Here is an 18,275-nt window from a genome sequence, read left to right as displayed (position 1 = left end):
GACCCAGTAACCGCTGAATTTGATGATCTAACTGCGGCTGCGCCGTTTACTGGTTCCCCGCATGCGCGGGGACGACAACCGCGTTTGACGCGACTGTCCTCAATCCACCTTCTCGTCGGCATAGACGCCCCACAGCCGCTGCTGCTCGATCCAGCCGTCGAAACCGGTACCGATCACCCGGCACCAGCCGTTGTTGCAGCGCTTGACCTGCGCCACCACGCCGGCCTGCAGCCGGGCCGCCACCGCGCTCTTGGGGTCGGGGCTGTCGTAGATCGACGCCAGATCGTCCTTGTTCTTCATGGTGACCACTGCGGTGCGGCGGCCGGACAGCAGCGAGTGATAGACCCAGCCCTCGGCGCCCTCGGAATCGCGGACCCGGCGCCAGTTCTCGTATTCGGCGGTGATTTCCACGGGAAGGCCGATCTTGGTGTAGACCCAAGCCACGTCGTTGTCCTTGGTCGGACCGGCGCGGACGTTGACGTGGTCGGACTTCAGGCTGACATAGCGCGGCACGGGCAGGCCGCTGGCGCCGACATTGGTGTCCTTGGACGTATCCCTGGCCGCAAATCCCGGTTCGATCGAGGCGCCCGCCATCGCAGTTGCGAGCAAGACCGACACCACCACACGCTTCAACGCCATCAACCCCGCCCCGCACACATCATTCGCCATCGCGTCGCACGCGCCGCTGGGTTCTTGTCTTGGCCCGGCCTTCTGCTAGAGAGGACCGAACGCCGGAAGCCAAAAAGGCTCGCGGAACCCCGAGGAAACGTAACGCTCGCGTGATGGCGGCAGTTTCAGACAACCGGGTTAATGCGAACTGAACGGGTAGGCTAAAGTTACGAGAGCGCTGGACATGTCGGTGAAGAAAAAGCCTCTGGTCGTGGTCACCCGCAAGCTGCCGGACAGCATCGAGACGCGCATGCGCGAGCTGTTCGACGCGCGCATCAATCTCGACGACCAGCCGATGACCAGCGAACGAGCTGGCGGAAGCGATCCGCACCGCCGACGTGCTGGTGCCCACCGTCACCGACGAAATCACCAAGGAACTGCTCGAGCAGCCCGACATCAAGCTGAAGCTGATCGCCAATTTCGGCAACGGCGTCGACAATATCGACGTGCCCGCCGCCCAGGCCCGCGGCATCACCGTAACCAACACGCCGAAGGTGCTCACCGAAGACACCGCCGACATGACCATGGGGCTGATCCTGGCAGTGCCGCGGCGGCTGATCGAGGGCGCCTCGATCCTCACCGACGGCAAGGACTGGCCCGGCTGGTCGCCAACCTGGATGCTCGGTCGCCGACTCGGCGGCAAGCGGCTGGGAATCATCGGCATGGGCCGCATCGGCCAGGCCGTGGCCCGCCGTGCCCGCGCCTTCGGGCTGCAGATCCACTATCACAACCGCAAGCCGGTGGCCCCGAAGATCGCCGAGGAACTGGGCGCGACCTATTGGGATTCGCTCGACCAGATGCTGGCGCGGATGGACATCATCTCGGTGAACTGCCCGCACACCCCGGCGACCTTCCACCTGCTGTCGGCCCGCCGCCTCAAGCTGGTGCGCAAGGACGCCTATATCGTCAACACCGCGCGCGGCGAGATCATCGACGAAGAGACCCTGACCAAGCTGATCGAATCCGGCGACATCGCCGGCGCCGGCCTCGACGTGTTCGAGCACGAGCCGGCGGTCAATCCCAAGCTGGTGCGGCTGGCCAAGGCCGGCAAGGTGGTGCTGCTGCCGCATATGGGCTCGGCGACCATCGAGGGCCGCGTCGAGATGGGCGAGAAGGTCGTGGTCAACATCCGCGCCTTCCTCGACGGCCACAAGCCGCCGGACCGCGTGCTGCCGGGAATGCTGTAGGGCCCAAAATGCTGCAGCATTGCTGCAGCATTTTCGTCGCCAGTCGCCTGTTTTGCTGCGCAACAAGGTGCAGCATTGAGGAGCGGATCAATCAGGATCGACGTCGCGGGCAGCCGCCCTTGTTCCTCACCAAGCTTTTGAATTGCAAACGAAATTTCGGAATGATGCGCCGCACCATTCGAGGCGCTCCCGCTCCAGTCCGTTGCGGCACGGCTTCATCAATGGCCGATCGGGGATTCCCGCCAGCGACGACAGATGCTGCATTGCACAAAATGCACTTATTGTGCTCCGCAATATAGGGTGTCCTACTCGTGCCCGCTAAGATCCACGATCGTCGGCGCGTCGCCGTTGAGCGGGTTCTCCGGATCCCTTTTGTAGCGCAGCGTCTCGAAGCGCATGGCGCGGGCGTCGACCATCAGCAGGCGACCGACCAGCCCCTCGCCAAAGCCGACGATCTCGCGGATCGCTTCCAGCGCCATCATGGAGCCGAGCACGCCGGCCAGCGCGCCCATGACCCCGGCTTCCTGGCAGCTCGGCACCGTGCCCGGCGGCGGTGGTTCCGGGAACAGGCAGCGCAGGGTCGGGTTGAGTTCCCCTTCGGCATTGCGCTCGAACGGCCGCAGCGTGGTCAGCGACCCGTCGAACTGGCCGAGCGCCGCGGTGACCAGCGGCACGCCGGCGAGATGACAGGCGTCGGACACCAGATAGCGCGTGGCGAAATTGTCGGAGCCGTCGAGCACCAGATCGTAGCCGGAGATCAGCGCCATTGCATTGGCTGCGGTCAGTCGCGTGTCATGCGCGGCGAATTTCACATGCGGATTGAGCGCGTCGACCCGCGCCGCGGCGCTGTCGACCTTGGGCCGCCCGACATCGGAGGTGAAATGGATGATCTGGCGCTGCAAGTTGGACAGCGAGACGTGATCGTCATCGACCACGCCGAGCGTGCCGACGCCCGCCGCCGCCAGATACATCAACACCGGCGCGCCGAGCCCGCCGGCGCCGATCACCAGCACCGACGCCTCCTTCAGCGCCGCCTGGCCGGGGCCGCCGACCTCGCGCAGCACGATGTGGCGGGCATAGCGTTCGAGTTCTTCCGAGCTTAGCATGCAGTGACGCCCATCATTGATATCTCAACACACTCAACCGTCATCCTGAGGCGCTCGCCGTCTTCGGCGAGCCTCGAAGGATGCATGTTCAGTGCTCGTGGCCGCATCCTTCGAGGCCGTCGCAAGAGCGACGGCACCTCAGGATGACGACGCTGGTGACGGTTCCCCTGAACCATCGCCCTGCTGTTGCCGACCCAGCAGATGTGCTTCAATCCGACAACATCAACCACGGGACATGTCATGAGATCGATGCTGGCCGCAACATTGATCGTCGCCTCGGCCCAAGCGGCCGCGGCCCAGACCGTTGCGACGCCGCCGGCGGTGCAGGGCGTCAAGCCGAAGCCGGTGGCCACCGTGCCGGTGCGCCCGGCGCTGCAGACGCCCGCCGACACCGCCAATGCCATGGTGCTGGCGGAGCGCCAGGGCATCCAGTCGGACCTCGCCTGGGTCGGCCAGTACAACGGCGCCATCAATGGCGAAGTCAGCGAGCGCATGGTCGCGGCCATCAAGGGGTTCCAGAAGGACAACGGCGGCAAGCAGACCGGCGTGCTCAATCCGCAGGAGCGCACGCTGCTTTCGGACGCCGCGCGAAAATTGCAGGCCAATGTCGGCTGGAAGACCGTGACCGACATGGTCACCGGCGCGCGGCTCGGCCTGCCGACCAAGCTGGTGCCGCAGCAGAGTTCCGACGCCAATGGCAGCAAGTGGTCGTCGACGTCAGGCACGATCCAGATCCAGCTTGCGCGACGCAAGGAAGCCGGCGTCACCACCGCGAAACTCGCCGAACTTGAGAAGAAGGAACCGGCCGGCCGCAAGATCGAATACAGCGCAATCAAGCCGGACTTCTTCGTGCTGTCGGGCATGCAGGGGCTGAAGAAATTCTACGTGCGCGGCACCTTCAAGGACGCCGAGGTGCGCATCCTCACCATCCTCTACGACCAGGCCACCGAAGGCACCATGGAGCCGGTGGTCATTGCCATGTCGTCGGCGTTCAACGCGTTTCCGGTCGGCGCGCAGGCGGCCTCCGGCCCGCCGCCGCGCAAGAAGGTGGAATATGGCAGCGGCATCGTGGTCAGCGAGGACGGCGCGATCCTCACCGACCGCCAGCTCATCGACGGCTGCATGTCCGTCGTCGTCGCGGGCCAGAATCTGGCGACTCCCGGCAATGCCGATCGCGTCGCCGAGGACAAGGTGCGCGACCTCGCTCTGCTGCGCATCTACGGCGTCCACGGATTGAAACCGCTGGCGCTGGGCAATGCGGCAGCGAAGCCCGCGCTCGACCTCACCGGCATTGCCGATCCGCAGAGCCAGGGCGGCAATGCGGCAGTCAGCACGGTCAAGGCCTCCGTCGCACCGGTCGGCAGCAACGGCGAACTGGCGCTGTCGCCGGCGCCCGGCATCGGCTTTTCCGGCGCCGCCGCGACCGACGCCGATGGCGCCTTCGCCGGCCTCGCGCAGTTGAAGCCGGTGGTGGTCGCAGGCCCTGCCAACGGCGTCGCCACACAGGCAACCCTGGTGCCCGCGGACACGGTGCGCGAATTCCTCAAGACCAATGGCGTGAGCTTTGCCGCGGGCGCCGCGGGCAACGCGAAGGCGTCGATGGTGCGCGTGATCTGCGTGCGCAAGTAACAACCACTTGCAGTGCATCGACAGCAAGCAAAGCATCGAGCGCTGCATACTGCACAGCACGCGACGACTTCAAACGCCTGCCAGACCATACTTTTGATAGCGGAACTATCCAAATCGTTTTGATATCAAAACGGTAGTTCCACGGACCGTAGTCAACCGGAGTATCCTTGCCGCCGGTCTTGCCGCATCGTCAGGACATTGCTGATTCGGACACGCGGCGACCCGTGAATGGTTCTGTAGGTCGGGCCGACACGTCCAGGCAAAATTGAGTCGTACCGCCGAAGGCGGTAGCGGCTCAGGTCTGGCGATACCGCCTCCAATACTCAACCATTCAAGGACCGAACATGCATACGATCGTACTGGCCACCCAAAAGGGCGGCAGCGGCAAGAGCACTCTCTCGATCGGCCTCGCGCTGGCGGCGATCGCGGACGGGCATACCGTTCGCCTGATCGAGACCGACCCGCTGGGCACGCTGTCCAACTGGCAGTCCCGCCGCCCCTATGCCGAACCCCTGGTCGAGCCGATCTACTGCGCCTCGGAACTCGAGCCGCGCCTGCGGCTGCTGGACCAGAGCGGCATCACGCTGACCATCATCGACACCGCCGCCGGTACCAGCGCGGTGACCACCACGGCGATCGGCTGCGCCGACCTCTGCCTGATCCCGTCGCGCCCGAGCGTTGCCGACATCGAGGCCACCGCCTCGACGCTGGGCGCCATCCGCGCCTTCGACAAGGCCTTCGCCTTCGTGCTCAACCAGACGCCTATCCGCGGCCAGCGCATCCAGAACGCGGCCAACAGCCTGGCGGGCGATGACGTGCCCGATCTCACCGGCATCGTCGCGCAACCGTTCATCGTGATGCGCAACGACCACCAGGACGCGCTCGCGGCCGGCCTCGCCGTCACCGAATTCGCCCCGACCGGAAAGTCGTCGGAAGAAATCCGCGGTCTGTGGCAGTGGGTCGCCGACAAGCTCGGCATCGCCGCCCTGGCCGACCTGCAATCGATCGCCGCCGAACTCGATATGTCGGCCGATGTTGTGCCTACGCTGTGGGGCCCCACGCCGACGGACGCAGATACGGTCATTTTCGTTTCCTGAATCCGGCCCCGTTTTCTCCTCGGGACCCGGTACTACCCAACTGCGCGCCTCCTGTCCTTGCGACAGGGGCGCGATTTTTTTGACACGACCGTGCACGAAGACTGCGGTCCGTCCCGCAATTCCACGGTGGCGGAACTTCATACTTCGCAGAGGAGCGCCAGAATACCTTCGACGGTGTCAGGCGAATCGATCCGCACCAAGCGGCCGGTCGTCTTGCACGCAACCGAAAGTGACCCATGCCGCACGCCCAGCCCTCCGCCGCCGAACCCGCCGCATCGCTGGACACATGGCTGGCCAGGGACGACGAATGCGTGCGCAAGCTCGCGATGCTGCTGGTGCATCGCGAGAACCGCGACCTCGACGAGGTGGTGGCGCTGATCGCCCGCCTGGCGATTCCGCTCGAATAGGCCGTCTTGTCCGATACGCCTCCCCGCACCGCTGCCGACGAAATCCCGCGACTGCGTAGCGCGCATCTTGCCGTTCGTTGCCGGCCCGTTACACATGCGGGATCGATCACGACCGGTCGGGGCGGGCCAGCCCGAGCGTCGTGACAGCGGCGACACCAGGGGTGCGATCATGACCACGTTGAGCAATCGGGCGGAGCGACTGAAGCAGGGCAAGGCGCTGCGCCGCAAGACGCCTCGCGAGGCCCATGCCGAGTTCAAGGGTCCGCTGGCGCGCAGCGCCGTGGCCATCCTGGCGGAAAGCGATGCCGACCGCGTCCCCGAGCTGGTCCCGGAGCGCTACAAGCGCATGATAGCCAGCCCGTTCGCGTTCCTGCGCGGCGCGGCAGCGATCATGACAACCGATCTGGCCGGCCAGCCGATGGCCGGCATCCCGGTGCAGGCCGGCGGCGACAGCCATCTGATGAATTTCGGCGCCTTCGTCACTCCCGAAGACAACATCCTGTTCGACGTCAACGATTTCGACGAGACGCTGGCCGGCATCGACTTTACCGTGGACGTCAAGCGTCTGGCGGCCAGCGTGGCGGTCGCCGCACTGGCCACCGATGCGTCGCGCAAGCAGTCGCGCGCGCTGGCCGCCAGCACGGTCAAGGCCTATCGCTGGCACATGGCGGCGCTGTCGAAAATGTCGCCGCTGGAAATCTGGCACAGCCGCATCGACCTCGAGGAGGAGATCGGCGCCATCGGCCATGCCGGCCTGCAGCGCAAGCTCGCGTCGATCATCGACAAGGCGCGCGGCGAAGGCCTGGCGCTGGACGACAACTTTCCGCATCTCACCGCCGGCGACGCGCCGCGGATCGTCGACAAGCCGCCGACCATCTTCCACCTGGATTCGCGCCGAGATGCCCATCACCGCATCGATATCGCCGGCGTGCTCGCCAGCTATCGCAAGGACCTGTGGCCGGACCGGCAACGGCTGCTCGACCGCTTCACCCTGCAGGACTTCGCATTCAAGGCGGTCGGCGTCGGCTCGGTGGGGACCTACTGCTACGTCTGCCTGTTCCTCACCGGCGACGGCGAGCCGCTGTTCCTGCAGATCAAGCAGGCGCAAAAGTCGGTGCTGGAACGGCTCGGCGGCAGGCCGTCCTACAAGGGCAACCAGGGCCGCCGCGTCGTCGAGGGTCAGCGCATGATGCAGGCCGCCAGCGACATCTTCCTCGGCTATGCCCGCGATGACGCCTCGGGCCGGGATTTCTACATCCGGACCCTGAAGAACCGCCGGCTCGGCGGTGTCAGCGACATCGGCGAAGGCGAGGCGCTGGCGGACTACGCCGCTCTGTGCGGCCGTACCCTTGCGCGCGCCCACGCGCGCTCCGGCGACGCCGCGATCATCACCGGCTACATGGGCAAGACCGCGGCCTTCGACGACGCCATTGCCGCCTTTGCCATGGCCTATGCCGACCAGACCATCCTCGATCATGCGGCCCTGGTCAAAGCCAGGAATAACAAGTCGCGCAACAAGACAACGCCCACCCGCAAGAACGCCGGCAAGAAAGCCCGCAAGACGCGCGGCACGAACGCCGGCAAGTCATCGGCATCGCGCAGCAAGGCGCCGTAGTCACGCGAGCACGGAACTTAACGATTGAGAAAGGCGCGCCTCAATACCTTCGTTCAAGGCTGATCGATTCGCGCCGTGCGACCGGTCGGCTGACCCTCGGAATGAAGGTGATCCCATGCCCCACGCCCAGTCCTCCCAGGCCGACACCCTCGCTCCGCTGGCCAGCCTGGCTGTCCAGCGACGACGAATGCGTGCGCAAGCTGGCCATGTTGCTGGAGCATCGCGAAACCCGGGATCTCGATGAAGTCGTGGCGCTGATCGGCCGTCTCGCGGTGCCGCTAGAATAGCAGCGTTTTCCCTTGAGTCGGATTCCATTCGCTTGAACCGTGTCCCGGACGCAGTGCTATGCGCCTCCGTCAGAAGGCGTCATGCACTGCAGAGCCGGGACCGCCACGCACTCGGGAGTTTGGTACGGTCCCTGGGTCTGCGGAGCGGCATAAGAATGCCGTACCGCGTCCGGGACACGATGATCCGGTTCAATCTTGATGGATCAGACTCTAAGCCGAGCTATGCCGGCACGCTGCCCTTCACCGCATTGGCGAAGGCCGCGTAGCTGACCCGGCCCGAAGCATCCTCGGTGAGATGCGCGCGGACGCGTGCTTTCAACTCGGCGAGCACGTCCGGGTCCATCGCCGCTACCGTCGGCTTCACCGTGGTGCCCGCGGTCGAGGCCGACCAGAAATCCTCGAAGTCGTCGTAACTACGCGTCACATCGATGCGGCGGGTTTCGACCTCGCGCAGGCCCGCCGCACGCCACAGCCGCTGCAGGTTCTCGCTGCGCGACGCATCCATGCTCGGCGGCATCGACGGCACGAAGCCCATGGCGCGCAACTCGCGCATCACCGGTTCGAGCGGAAAGCCGCCGCCGTCCATGTCCCACGCATAGGCCGCCACCATGCCGCCCGGTTTCACCACCCGCGCCATTTCGGCGACGCCTTTCGCCGGATCGGGCACGAAGAAGATCACCAGCGCCATCACCGCGACATCGAATGCCTTGTCGGCGTAGGGCAGCGCCATGGCGTCGCCGAGCTGAAACACGGCGGGACGCGCCGCGGCGCGGGTGCGGGCAAAGGCGATCTGCCCCTCGGAGGGATCGATGCCCTGGATCTCCGCCGGTGCGCAGCGCTGCACGATCGCCTCGGTGAAGGCGCCGTTGCCGCAGCCGACATCGACCCAGCGCAGGCCGGGCGACGGCTTCAGCCAGTCCAGAAAGATATCGCCGGCAAGCCGGCTCCACAGTCCCATCATCCGCTCATAGGCGGCACCGTCGTTGAAGCGGATGGAAGCGTCGTTCATCGGCTGAATCCCTGCATGGCCTGGCGGTCCCGGCAACGGCGTAGTCCTGCCATGTCCGGCACCGGACTGTCGAGCTGCGCCCCAGAGTCCGCTCTACGATATTTGAGCCCGCCACGACGCGGCACCGACCTCTTCCTGCCCGCCGGAGGGCGCCGCACAGGATATAAACACCGTTAATCGGACGCTAAACGGTTCCCATAAAATTAACGCTCTTCGACTAGCGTGCAACGCAGCAACGGCAGTCGCCATGCAATTTATTCATTTGCAGAATGCACGGATAGATTATGCGAGATCGGATTTCATTGCCGTGTTGGCAGCCTGCTCAACGGCGCTTTCCTTGGCCTGACCGCAGTGGTGGTCGTTCTGCTCGGTCTGCGGCTCGTCACGAATTTCGGCGATATGACCGCCGCGAGCCGACTGGTCACACTTGCCGAGGCCGACCGCACGGTCTTCAACACCATGCAGGTGCTGCGCCTGTCGCGCGGCGAGGCTCAGACCGTCTTGCTGAATCTGGACGATCCCTCGGCAAAATTCGCTGAGCTGCGCGCGCGAGGGACGACGAAATATTTGGAGGCCGTCGCGGTTCTCCCGCGCATCGGCGGTGCCGCGCTGGATGCCCTGGTGGCCGATCTGCGAACGCGCTGGAGCGAGACCGAGCAGAAGTGGCAGGAACTCGGCGCGGCCGCCGCGAAGCCGAAGCCGACCCGCAAGGTTGCGGATACCGACGTCTGGTACAAGTCGACGACCCGCGTGCTCGACAATCTGAACGACGCATCGCTCCGTGTCGCGGCCGAGGCGCGACTTGCCGATCCCTATGTGGCGGAGCTGGTCGCGGCGCGTCAGACCGCCTGGAGCATCCGCGAGGCAGCCGGCTCCGAATGCTCGGCGCTGCGCGGCAGCGTCGCTGCGAATGAACCCCTGTCACCTGCCAACCTCTCCACCATCGGGCGGTTGCGCGGCGCCGACGAGGCCGGCTGGAGCGCGCTCAAGGGCCTGATGGTCCGCAGCGACGTCCCGCCGCAACTGGCGAGCGCGGTGACCGCCGGCGAACGTGATTTCAGCGGCTCGATGGCCGCGCGCGACGCCGTCTATCGCGAGCTCGGCAAGGGATCGGCATCGTCGGTCACCCCGGCGCAATGGACGACGCTGTGCAACGCGCCGTTCGAGCCGATCATGGCGGTTGCGCGGACTGCGCTGGACCTGATGCAGCAGCGCGCCGAAACACAATACGACGCGGCGCGGTTTGCCCTCGTCGCCACCATCGCGGTGACGCTGCTGATGCTGTCCGCGGCGGCGCTGGTGCTGCGGCTGATCCGTCGGCGCGTGATCCAGCCGGTCAGGACCCTGAACGAGGCCATCGGACATTTGTCGCGGCACGAATACGAGGCTCCGGTGCCGCAGGTCGGCGACGACGACGAATTTTCGGCCATGGCCGAGACCCTGGAATCGCTGCGCCTGGGCACCATCACGTCCGAACTGGCCAACGCCGAGCGCCAGGCCGCCCAGGCCAATGACATCGAACGGGCGACGCGTCTCGGCGTCCTGTGCCGCGACTTCCAGGCATCGGTCGGCCGCACGCTCGATACGGTGGCCGGGGCCAACCAGCAGATGGTTGTCGCCGCCGATGCCATGACCGAGACGGCAACCGACGCGACGCGCCGCACCGACGAGATCGCGCGCGCCGTGCAGCAGGCCGCGGAGAGCATCAATTCGGTGGCCGGAGCATCGGAAGAGATGCGCACCTCGCTTGCGGAAGTCTCGACCAAGGTCGAGCAGTCCTCGAAACTGTCGGCCGACGCGGTCGGCGAGGCCGAGGCCACCAACCGCAACGTGGCGCGGCTGTCGGTGGCCGCCGCCGAAATCGGCCAAGTGGTCGGCGTCATCACCACCATCGCCGCGCAGACCAACCTGCTGGCGCTCAACGCGACGATCGAGGCCGCGCGCGCCGGCGAGCACGGACGCGGCTTCGCCGTCGTCGCCGGCGAAGTCAAATCGCTGGCGTCGCAGACCGCCACCGCCACCGGTCAGATTACCGCGCAGGTGTCGGCCATCCAGGCCGCCACGGAGTCGGCGGTGCTCGCCATGGACGGCATCGGCGCGCGCATCCGCGAGGTCGACGGGCTGACCGGGGCCATCACCCAGGCCATCCAGGGCCAGGTCAACGCCATGAACCAGGTGTCGCGCGACGCCCAGGAAGTTGCGCTGCTGACCGACCGCGTCTCTACCCAGATCAACGAGGTGCGGGCCGCAGCGGCCGGTACCGTCGCCGCGGCCGGCCAGGTGCGCCAGACCACCGACGATCTCGGCCGCCAGTCCGGCCATTTGTCGCTGGAAATCGAGCGCTTCATCGCCGGCGTGGGATGAGCCGGGCGATGCCGGCGATCAGACCGGCCGGATCAGGCGAAGCGCCTCGTCGAGCAGATGCGGCGTATGCTTGCCCGGCGACGTCAGGCAGGCGCGTTCGAAATAGTCGGTGAGCGCCGGACGGAATGACGGATGCGCCGCGTTGGCGATGATGATCCGCGCCCGCTGCTTGGGCGACAGGCCGCGCAGATCGGCAAGGCCGTTCTCGGTGACCACCACCTGCACGTCATGCTCGGTGTGGTCGACATGGGTGGCCATCGGCACGATCGATGATACCGATCCCTGCTTGGCCGTCGACGGCGTCATGAAGATCGACAGATAGGCGTTGCGGGCGAAGTCGCCGGAGCCGCCGATGCCGTTCATGATGCTGGTGCCGCGGATGTGGGTCGAATTCACGTTGCCATAGATATCGGCCTCGATCATCCCGTTCATGGCAACCACGCCGAGCCGCCGGATCACCTCGGGATGGTTGGAGATTTCCTGCGGCCGCAGCACGATGCGGTCGCGCAGCTGTTCGAGTTCACGGTTGAACACGCCGGCCGCTTCCGCACTGAGCGACAAGGCAGTGGCGGAGGCGAGCACCATGCGGCCGGAGCGGATCAGATCCAGCATGCCGTCCTGCAGCACCTCGGTATAGGCCGTGAGCCCGGAGAACGGGCCATCCTCCAGCCCGGCCATGACGGCATTGGCAACGTTGCCGACGCCGGATTGCAGCGGCAGTAGTTCGGGCGGCAGCCGGCCGCGCTTCACCTCGTGGCCGAGAAACTCCAGGATATGCCCGGCGATGGCTTTCGACACCGTGTCCGGCGGCGCGAAGCTGGTGTCGCGGTCCGGCGCATCGGTCTCGACCACCGCGATGACCTTGGCGGGATCACAGCGAAAGGTGGTCTCCCCGATGCGGTCGCCCGGCGCCAGGATCGGGATGGGCGTGCGGTGCGGCGGCAGCCTTGTGCCATAGTAGATGTCGTGCATGCCCTGCATCGCAGGGTTCATCGCCGTGTTCACTTCGAGGATGATGCGGTCGGCCTGGTCGAGCCAGGTCTTGTTGTTGCCGATCGAGGTCGACGGCACCAGCCGGCCGTCGGGCAGGATCGCGGCGACCTCGACCACCGCGACATCGAGATGACCGAGAAAGCCGAACCAGACGTGCTGCGCCACATGGCTGAGATGGATGTCGATATAGTCCATGGTGCCGGAGTTGATGCGCTCGCGGGTGATCGGGTCGGACTGGTAGGGCAGTCGCAGCTCGATGCCGTTGACCTTGGCCAGCGCGCCATCCAGTTCCGGCGCGGTCGAAGCCCCCGTCCACATCCCGATCCGGTACGGCTCGCCACGCCCGTGGGCGTCCTCGATGCGGCGGGCGAGCGCCTGCGGAACGGCCTTCGGATAGCCCGATCCGGTAAAGCCGCTCATGCCCACATTGGCACCGTGCGGCACCAGCGCCGCGGCATCGTCGGCGGACATGAGCTTTGCCCGAAACGCCGACGACATGATCCGCGCTCTGCCACCCGCCATGGAACCTCCCTGAGAGAAAAAACGTCGCCCGACGGCCGGCCTGGCCGGCATCGGCGAACATCCCGTCCTTTAGGGGGCATGCCGACACAGGCATTTGACCTGCCGCAATTGCTTGTCGCGCATCGCATGCTCTGTTGCGCGGACGGGCGAAAATTATGTCGAGGTTGGTCGGCGGGGGCTGACGATGAACATCAAGATCATCATTGCGCTTCTGATCATCGGCACGCTGCTGTTGGCGGCGGACACTCCTCCCTCCGGCCGGACACCTCGTAACGGGCTGCGCCCTAATTCTTCATCGTCATGATGAAGGCGGCGATGTCGCGGGCATCGTTTCGGCTGAGCGGTGGATTGGGCATGGTGGCGTGCGGCATCATCAGGAACGCCGCGGCGGGGTGGCCCGCGACGACCGCGATCAGCGCGGCCAGCAGACCCCATACCGGTTTGCGTTTCATGCGAGACTCCTTGCAGCGGGCTCACAGGGTGCATCGAAACCGCGGTCCGCGGATTGACCAGGGTCAACACCAGGTCCTCAGAGCCGTACGGACGAACCGTCCCCCTGGCAGCGGCGTCACGAAACTTTCAGCTCTCCCGCGCGTCTATTGCGCATAGCATAGTGCCAGACGCGACCGACGTGGGGGATGCCGTGCACGGCAGCAAGTTACCGGAACAGGCCCCGCGCGAGGCCGGCGTCATCGCCTCCAGCGTCTACGCCAACGGTCGGCGCGTGGCCGACATTCCCGTCGAAGAGGCGAAGGCCTGGTCGCAGAAGCCCGGCCACGTGGTGTGGATCGGGCTGTTCGAGCCCAGCACCACTTTGCTGGAAAAGATCCGCGTCCAGTTCGACCTGCATCCGCTGGCCATCGAGGACGCCTCGAAGGCGCACCAGCATCCCAAGGTCGAGCAATATGGCGAGGCGCTGTTCATCGTCGCGCGCACCGCGCAGATGGTCGACGGCGCAATCGGCTTCGGCGAGACGCACATCTTCGTCGGCCGCGGCTATGTGGTCTCGGTGCGCCACGGCGCCTCGGCCTCCTACGCCGCGGTGCGCCAGCGCTGCGAGGCCTGCCCGACGGTGCTGACCCGCGGCGAGGACTACATCCTCTATGCGATCATCGATTTCATCGTCGACAACTACCTGCCGGTGATCGAGGCGATCCAGGCGGAGGTCGAGCAGCTCGAGGACCGCGTGCTGCAGCGCAAGCTGCATCATTCGGAGTTCGAGCGTCTCTACAAGCTGCGCCGCGAACTGCTGAAGCTGCGCCGTGCCGTCGGTCCGCTGGTCGACGTCTGCCACCGGCTCGAACATTCCGACGTGGTGCTGGTCGATCCCGAGATGCGGCCGCTGTTCCGCGACGTGCTCGATCATATCAACCGGGCCCAGGAAGACATCGACGCGCTGCGTGAGGTGCTGGCCTTCGCCTTCGAGGCCAGCCTGATGTCCGGCCAGTCCGAGCAGAACGAGATCACCCGCCGCCTCGCCGCCTGGGCCGCGATCCTCGCGGTGCCCACCGCCGTGGCCGGCATCTACGGCATGAACTTCGAGCACATGCCGGAGCTGAAATGGGCCTACGGCTACTATATGGTGCTCGGCGGCATCGCCTCGATCTGCGGCTTCCTGTATTATCGCTTCCGGCATTACGGCTGGCTGTGAGCGCGCCGGACGAGTTCACGACGCCCGGGCCGTCATTCGCCGGCGACGAGCGCCCCGCGTACGGGCGCTGCGCCCTGCCGGAGTTTCCGCCGCGACAGATAGAGCAAGAACCCCGTCACCATGAACAGCGGCATCAACGCCGCCGCCAGCATGAACAGCAGCCGGCCGGGCCAGCCGAGAATGGCGCCGCTGTGAATATCGAGCACGCTGGCCAGCACGCGCTCGCCGGGCGGCTTGTCGGCATACAGCTCGGCCGACAGCACGCGGCCGCTGGCGGCATCAATGCGGAATTCGTCGCGGGAGCCCTCGTGCCATGAGCCGCGCGCCCAGGACCGCACGCGCACAGCCGTGCCTTGCGGCGGCAGCGTCAGTTGCGCCGTTGCGTAGCGGTCGCCCTGCTCGCGCAGGAACGTCGACCACACCCGATCGAAGGAAGGCACCGGCGCTTCGGCATTTGCCGGGCGCGGCGGCGCCTTGGGTTGCATCTTCGTCGCCGTCGCCGGCCGGCCGAGCAGCCAGGTGGCGCCGTCCTTGTACCAGTCGAACGACCACCACAACCCGGTGAGCGCGATCACCAGATAGATCGGCAGCACCCAGGTGCCGACCACCGAATGCAGCGACCACTGGAAGCCGCGGCCGCGCATGGCGAAATTCGGCTTCAGCCAGGTCTTGATGCTGCGGACCCGGCGCGGCCAGCGCAGCACCAGGCCGGAGACCAGCATGACGAACAGCGAGATGGCCACCACGCCGGTGATCGTCCGGCCGACGCCCTTGCCGTCGCCGGGCAGCAGCAGCCAGCGGTGCAGCTTGCGCACGGTGGCGAAGAAGTCCTCGCCGCGCGGCGCACCGAGCAGACGGCCGTCGGCGGGATCCACATAGACCGAGGACGGTCGCGCCCCGTCGCCGCCACGCGCAAAACGGATGCGCGCTGCGACCGACGGATCGCTGGACAGCGTCACGGCGGACACCTTGCCGAGATCCTGCGTCGCCTGCAGCCGCGCCACCAGCGCATCCGGCGTCAGCATCGGCGCGCCGCGCGCCTCGACCTTCATGATATCGGCATTCATGAAGGCGCCTATCTCGTCCTCGAAACTCATCGTCGCGCCGGTCAGCCCGATCACCGACAGCACCAGTGCAACGGCCAGCCCGATCACGGAATGGACCTGCAGCAGCGCAGCCTTGACCGGACGATGGCTCATGGCGCGCGCCTCGCGCCGGCGATGCCGCTGCGCGCCGGCATCAGAACGCCACCGTCGCCGACAGCGAGAACCGCCGGGCATCGCCGACCGCAACGTAGATCGAACTCGCCGCGGACGGGTAATACACCTTGTCGAAGATGTTCTTGACGTTCAGCCGATAGGTCACCGGCAGATTTTGGTATTTCGTTTCATAGGTCGCGAAGGCATCGGCGACGGCGTAAGACGGCAGCACGAAACTGTTGGCGGCATCACCCGGCCTGTCGCCGACGTAGTGGCCGCCCGCGCCGAGTCGCAGCCGGCCGGGCAGCGTGGTGCCGAAGTCGTAGACCAGATACAGCGAGCCGGTATTGAGCGCCACGTTCTGCAGCGCATTGTCCTTGAACACCGGATCTTCGGTGACGCGCGCGTCGGTGTAGGCATAGCTGCCGATCATGCTCCAGCCGTCAGTCAGCTTGCCGGTGACATCCACCTCGACGCCGCGCGAGCGCACCTTGCCGGCGGCGCGGGCCTCGAGCAGGCCGGTGCCGGTGTTGAGCTGCGTCACCAGTACGTTCTTCTTCTCGATGTCGTACAGCGCCACGGTGCCCGACAGCCGCTTGTTGATGTCGAACCGGACGCCGGTCTCCCACTGGGTGCCTTCCTCCGGCGGGAGGTTGGAGCCGACCACGAAATTCGCGAGGCTCGACGAGAACGCGGCGATGGTCGAGGTCGGCTTCAGTGACTGCGTATAGCTGGCATAGAGCGAGACCTGGTCGGTGAGCTTGTAGATGATGCCGCCGAGCGGCAGCACCTTGTCGCCCGTGAGGTCGGTGTTGGTGACGAACGGCCGGCCCTTGCCGGCCAGTTGCTCGAACTGCATGTAGCGGACGCCGCCGACCAGCGCGAGCTGGTTGGTCAGATGCAGCGTGTCCTGGAAGAACAGCGCGCGGGTCGCGAGCTTGTCGGTCTGCTCGCTGTCGGCGGGCGAGACCGTGGTGCCCGGCGAGATCAGGCCGTAGACGGGATTGTAGACGTTGAACACGCTGGACACGTTCTGGCGGTACAGGTCCTTGCGGTAGATCACGCGGTACTGCGCGTCGCCGCCGAACAGCACTTCATTGCGCATCTCGCCGAGCCAGAAGCCGCCCTGCACATAAGCGGTGCCGTAGCTGTCCTGCGACAGCGAGCCCCCGGTGCCGTCATTGCTGCGGGTCGCGACACCGGTCACCGGATTGACCGCCGTGGTGCGCAGCCGGTTGGCGGCGGAGGTCTCGGCATTGTAGCTGTAGGCGGCGTTGAGCTTCCAGTCGGCATTGAACCGGTGTTCGACCGAGGCCTGGATCAGGTCGGAGACGCCCCAGGTGTTGTCGAAGGGCTCGTCGATGCGGCGCGTCGCCGGAATGGCGAGCGGCTGCTTGGTGCGGGTATCGAGCAGCGTGCCGCGGTCGAACGGATAGAGGAACTCGCGGTGCTCGAAATTGAGATGCACCGTGGTGGCGTCGCCATACCAGGCCAGCGACGGCGCGATCAGGGTCTCCCGGGTACGGCCGAAATTGCGCCAGTAGTCCTCGTTGACGCCGTAGGCGATGAAACGATAGGCGAGGCCGTCCTTACCGATCGGCCCGGTCAGATCGAACGCGGCATTCCCGCCGTCCTTGCCGCCGCCATAGGTCGAACCCATCACCGAGACGGAACCGTGCTGATAGAGGTCCGGACGCTTGCTGATGGTGTTGACCACGCCACCGGGATCGATGACGCCGTAGAGCATCGAGGCCGGGCCCTTCAGCACCTCGACGCTCTCCACCGCCGCATTGAGCGACCGGCTTTGCACCAGCGGCATGCCGTTGCGCATGATCGAGCCGTCGCGATTGTCGCCGAAACCGCGCCGCATCACCGCGTCCATGCTGCCGCCCAGCGTATTGGCCTGGGTGACGCCTGATATGTTGACCAGAGCGTCGTCGAGGTTGCGCGGCAACTGGTCCTTGATGACCTGTTCGGGCACAACGTTGACGGTCTGCGCGGCGTCGAGCGGCGAAGTGACGCCGCGCAGGGTGGTCGCGCTGGGCATCGCGCGATAGCCGAGAATCTGTTCGTATTTCGCCGCAGCCGCGGCGATGGCGCGTTCCGTCGGCGTCGGCTCCGCAGCCTCAATGTTTCGGGTCTGCCGGCGCGCCGCCGCGCGCGATGCGCTGCGGACGGGCGCCGCGGCCGCCTGCGCCGGCCGCTTCTTCTGCGTCGGTGCATCCACGGTCACGGCGGGCAAGGCAACGCCCGATTGCGCCTGCGCCACCGCCGCGCCCGATGACAGGTCGCCCAGCAGGAACGCTGCCCCCGCCAGCAACGGCGCGCGGCGGCTGAAGGAATGTCGAAGCCTGCCGTCGCGGCGCGCTGCTTGGGTGGTCACGTCGTTCACTTCCAAATCCGGGATCAATCGTCGTCGCTGCGTCTACCAGCCGCGCGGCCGTAAATGAACAAGGCAGGATTTGAATCGCTCTAAGGCGAGGGGCAGATGAAGGAACTGCGAGGTCACGCCACCGCATCGTGAGCCGCATGCGGCGATT

General features: G+C 66.2%; 13 protein-coding genes and 1 pseudogene. 7 read left to right on the top strand and 7 right to left on the bottom strand.

Annotation, left to right across the window (positions count from 1 at the left end; translation table 11 throughout):
- Positions 1–99 precede the first annotated feature (99 nt).
- On the bottom strand, positions 100–639 hold the full coding sequence (locus tag ACUXVA_RS07095) for an SH3 domain-containing protein (protein WP_265080935.1): 540 nt from the start codon (positions 637–639) through the stop codon (positions 100–102).
- Between the two features lie 214 nt (positions 640–853).
- Here ACUXVA_RS07095 and ACUXVA_RS07090 point away from each other — a divergent pair.
- Positions 854–1,856, top strand: a pseudogene (locus tag ACUXVA_RS07090) (2-hydroxyacid dehydrogenase).
- A gap of 305 nt (positions 1,857–2,161) precedes the next feature.
- Here the strand turns inward: ACUXVA_RS07090 and ACUXVA_RS07085 are convergent.
- Positions 2,162–2,962: a HesA/MoeB/ThiF family protein gene (locus ACUXVA_RS07085; RefSeq protein WP_265080937.1), complete on the bottom strand. Its 801-nt coding sequence runs from the start codon at positions 2,960–2,962 to the stop codon at positions 2,162–2,164.
- Between the two features lie 240 nt (positions 2,963–3,202).
- On the opposite strand from ACUXVA_RS07085, the gene ACUXVA_RS07080 reads away from it, so the two are divergent.
- The 4 genes from ACUXVA_RS07080 to ACUXVA_RS07065 all read left to right on the top strand — a co-directional run bounded on the left by ACUXVA_RS07080 (position 3,203) and on the right by ACUXVA_RS07065 (position 7,710).
- The gene (locus ACUXVA_RS07080; RefSeq protein ID WP_265080938.1) at positions 3,203–4,591 is read left to right on the top strand and encodes a serine protease; all 1,389 of its coding nucleotides are present in this window, start codon (positions 3,203–3,205) and stop codon (positions 4,589–4,591) included.
- A gap of 344 nt (positions 4,592–4,935) precedes the next feature.
- Entirely contained in the window at positions 4,936–5,688 is a 753-nt protein-coding gene (locus ACUXVA_RS07075; protein WP_265080939.1) for a nucleotide-binding protein, read from the top strand.
- A gap of 236 nt (positions 5,689–5,924) precedes the next feature.
- Positions 5,925–6,095: a hypothetical protein gene (locus ACUXVA_RS07070; RefSeq protein WP_265080940.1), complete on the top strand. Its 171-nt coding sequence runs from the start codon at positions 5,925–5,927 to the stop codon at positions 6,093–6,095.
- 169 nt (positions 6,096–6,264) lie between these two features.
- On the top strand, positions 6,265–7,710 hold the full coding sequence (locus tag ACUXVA_RS07065; RefSeq protein WP_445491430.1) for a DUF2252 domain-containing protein: 1,446 nt from the start codon (positions 6,265–6,267) through the stop codon (positions 7,708–7,710).
- A gap of 507 nt (positions 7,711–8,217) precedes the next feature.
- On the opposite strand, the gene ACUXVA_RS07060 is transcribed toward ACUXVA_RS07065, so the two are convergent.
- Positions 8,218–9,006 (bottom strand): class I SAM-dependent methyltransferase, encoded by a 789-nt coding sequence (locus ACUXVA_RS07060; RefSeq protein ID WP_265080943.1) that lies wholly within the window; start codon positions 9,004–9,006, stop codon positions 8,218–8,220.
- Between the two features lie 399 nt (positions 9,007–9,405).
- On the opposite strand from ACUXVA_RS07060, the gene ACUXVA_RS07055 reads away from it, so the two are divergent.
- Positions 9,406–11,370, top strand: coding sequence for a methyl-accepting chemotaxis protein (locus ACUXVA_RS07055; protein WP_445491428.1), 1,965 nt, complete (start codon positions 9,406–9,408; stop codon positions 11,368–11,370).
- Between the two features lie 18 nt (positions 11,371–11,388).
- Here the strand turns inward: ACUXVA_RS07055 and ACUXVA_RS07050 are convergent, their stop codons facing one another.
- Both ACUXVA_RS07050 and ACUXVA_RS07045 read right to left on the bottom strand, forming a co-directional pair.
- Positions 11,389–12,885, bottom strand: coding sequence for an acetyl-CoA hydrolase/transferase family protein (locus tag ACUXVA_RS07050; protein WP_445491426.1), 1,497 nt, complete (start codon positions 12,883–12,885; stop codon positions 11,389–11,391).
- 284 nt (positions 12,886–13,169) lie between these two features.
- Positions 13,170–13,337 (bottom strand): hypothetical protein, encoded by a 168-nt coding sequence (locus tag ACUXVA_RS07045; protein WP_265080946.1) that lies wholly within the window; start codon positions 13,335–13,337, stop codon positions 13,170–13,172.
- A gap of 191 nt (positions 13,338–13,528) precedes the next feature.
- Here ACUXVA_RS07045 and corA point away from each other — a divergent pair, with 191 nt between their 5' ends.
- Positions 13,529–14,536 carry a magnesium/cobalt transporter CorA gene (corA, locus tag ACUXVA_RS07040; RefSeq protein WP_265083895.1) on the top strand — a complete coding sequence of 336 codons (1,008 nt, stop codon included), beginning with the start codon at positions 13,529–13,531 and terminating at the stop codon, positions 14,534–14,536.
- Between the two features lie 32 nt (positions 14,537–14,568).
- On the opposite strand, the gene ACUXVA_RS07035 is transcribed toward corA, so the two are convergent.
- Positions 14,569–15,735 (bottom strand): PepSY-associated TM helix domain-containing protein, encoded by a 1,167-nt coding sequence (locus ACUXVA_RS07035; RefSeq protein ID WP_265080947.1) that lies wholly within the window; start codon positions 15,733–15,735, stop codon positions 14,569–14,571.
- A 40-nt stretch (positions 15,736–15,775) separates the two neighbouring features.
- The gene (locus ACUXVA_RS07030) at positions 15,776–18,118 is read right to left on the bottom strand and encodes a TonB-dependent siderophore receptor (RefSeq protein ID WP_445491423.1); all 2,343 of its coding nucleotides are present in this window, start codon (positions 18,116–18,118) and stop codon (positions 15,776–15,778) included.
- Positions 18,119–18,275: the final 157 nt, after the last annotated feature.

This window comes from Rhodopseudomonas sp. RCAM05734, from assembly GCF_052658035.1.
This window is presented reverse-complemented; position numbering and strand designations above follow the sequence as displayed.

Excerpts from the sequence above, each read along its gene's own strand:
- ACUXVA_RS07070 (WP_265080940.1), top strand. The coding sequence starts at position 5,925 with ATGCCGCACGCCCAGCCCTCCGCCGCCGAACCCGCCGCATCGCTGGAC.
- ACUXVA_RS07035 (WP_265080947.1), bottom strand. The coding sequence starts at position 15,735 with ATGAGCCATCGTCCGGTCAAGGCTGCGCTGCTGCAGGTCCATTCCGTG.
- ACUXVA_RS07055 (WP_445491428.1), top strand. The coding sequence starts at position 9,406 with ATGACCGCCGCGAGCCGACTGGTCACACTTGCCGAGGCCGACCGCACG.
- ACUXVA_RS07060 (WP_265080943.1), bottom strand. The coding sequence starts at position 9,006 with ATGAACGACGCTTCCATCCGCTTCAACGACGGTGCCGCCTATGAGCGG.
- ACUXVA_RS07065 (WP_445491430.1), top strand. The coding sequence starts at position 6,265 with ATGACCACGTTGAGCAATCGGGCGGAGCGACTGAAGCAGGGCAAGGCG.
- ACUXVA_RS07075 (WP_265080939.1), top strand. The coding sequence starts at position 4,936 with ATGCATACGATCGTACTGGCCACCCAAAAGGGCGGCAGCGGCAAGAGC.
- ACUXVA_RS07045 (WP_265080946.1), bottom strand. The coding sequence starts at position 13,337 with ATGAAACGCAAACCGGTATGGGGTCTGCTGGCCGCGCTGATCGCGGTC.
- ACUXVA_RS07085 (WP_265080937.1), bottom strand. The coding sequence starts at position 2,962 with ATGCTAAGCTCGGAAGAACTCGAACGCTATGCCCGCCACATCGTGCTG.
- ACUXVA_RS07080 (WP_265080938.1), top strand. The coding sequence starts at position 3,203 with ATGAGATCGATGCTGGCCGCAACATTGATCGTCGCCTCGGCCCAAGCG.
- ACUXVA_RS07050 (WP_445491426.1), bottom strand. The coding sequence starts at position 12,885 with ATGGCGGGTGGCAGAGCGCGGATCATGTCGTCGGCGTTTCGGGCAAAG.
- ACUXVA_RS07095 (WP_265080935.1), bottom strand. The coding sequence starts at position 639 with ATGGCGTTGAAGCGTGTGGTGGTGTCGGTCTTGCTCGCAACTGCGATG.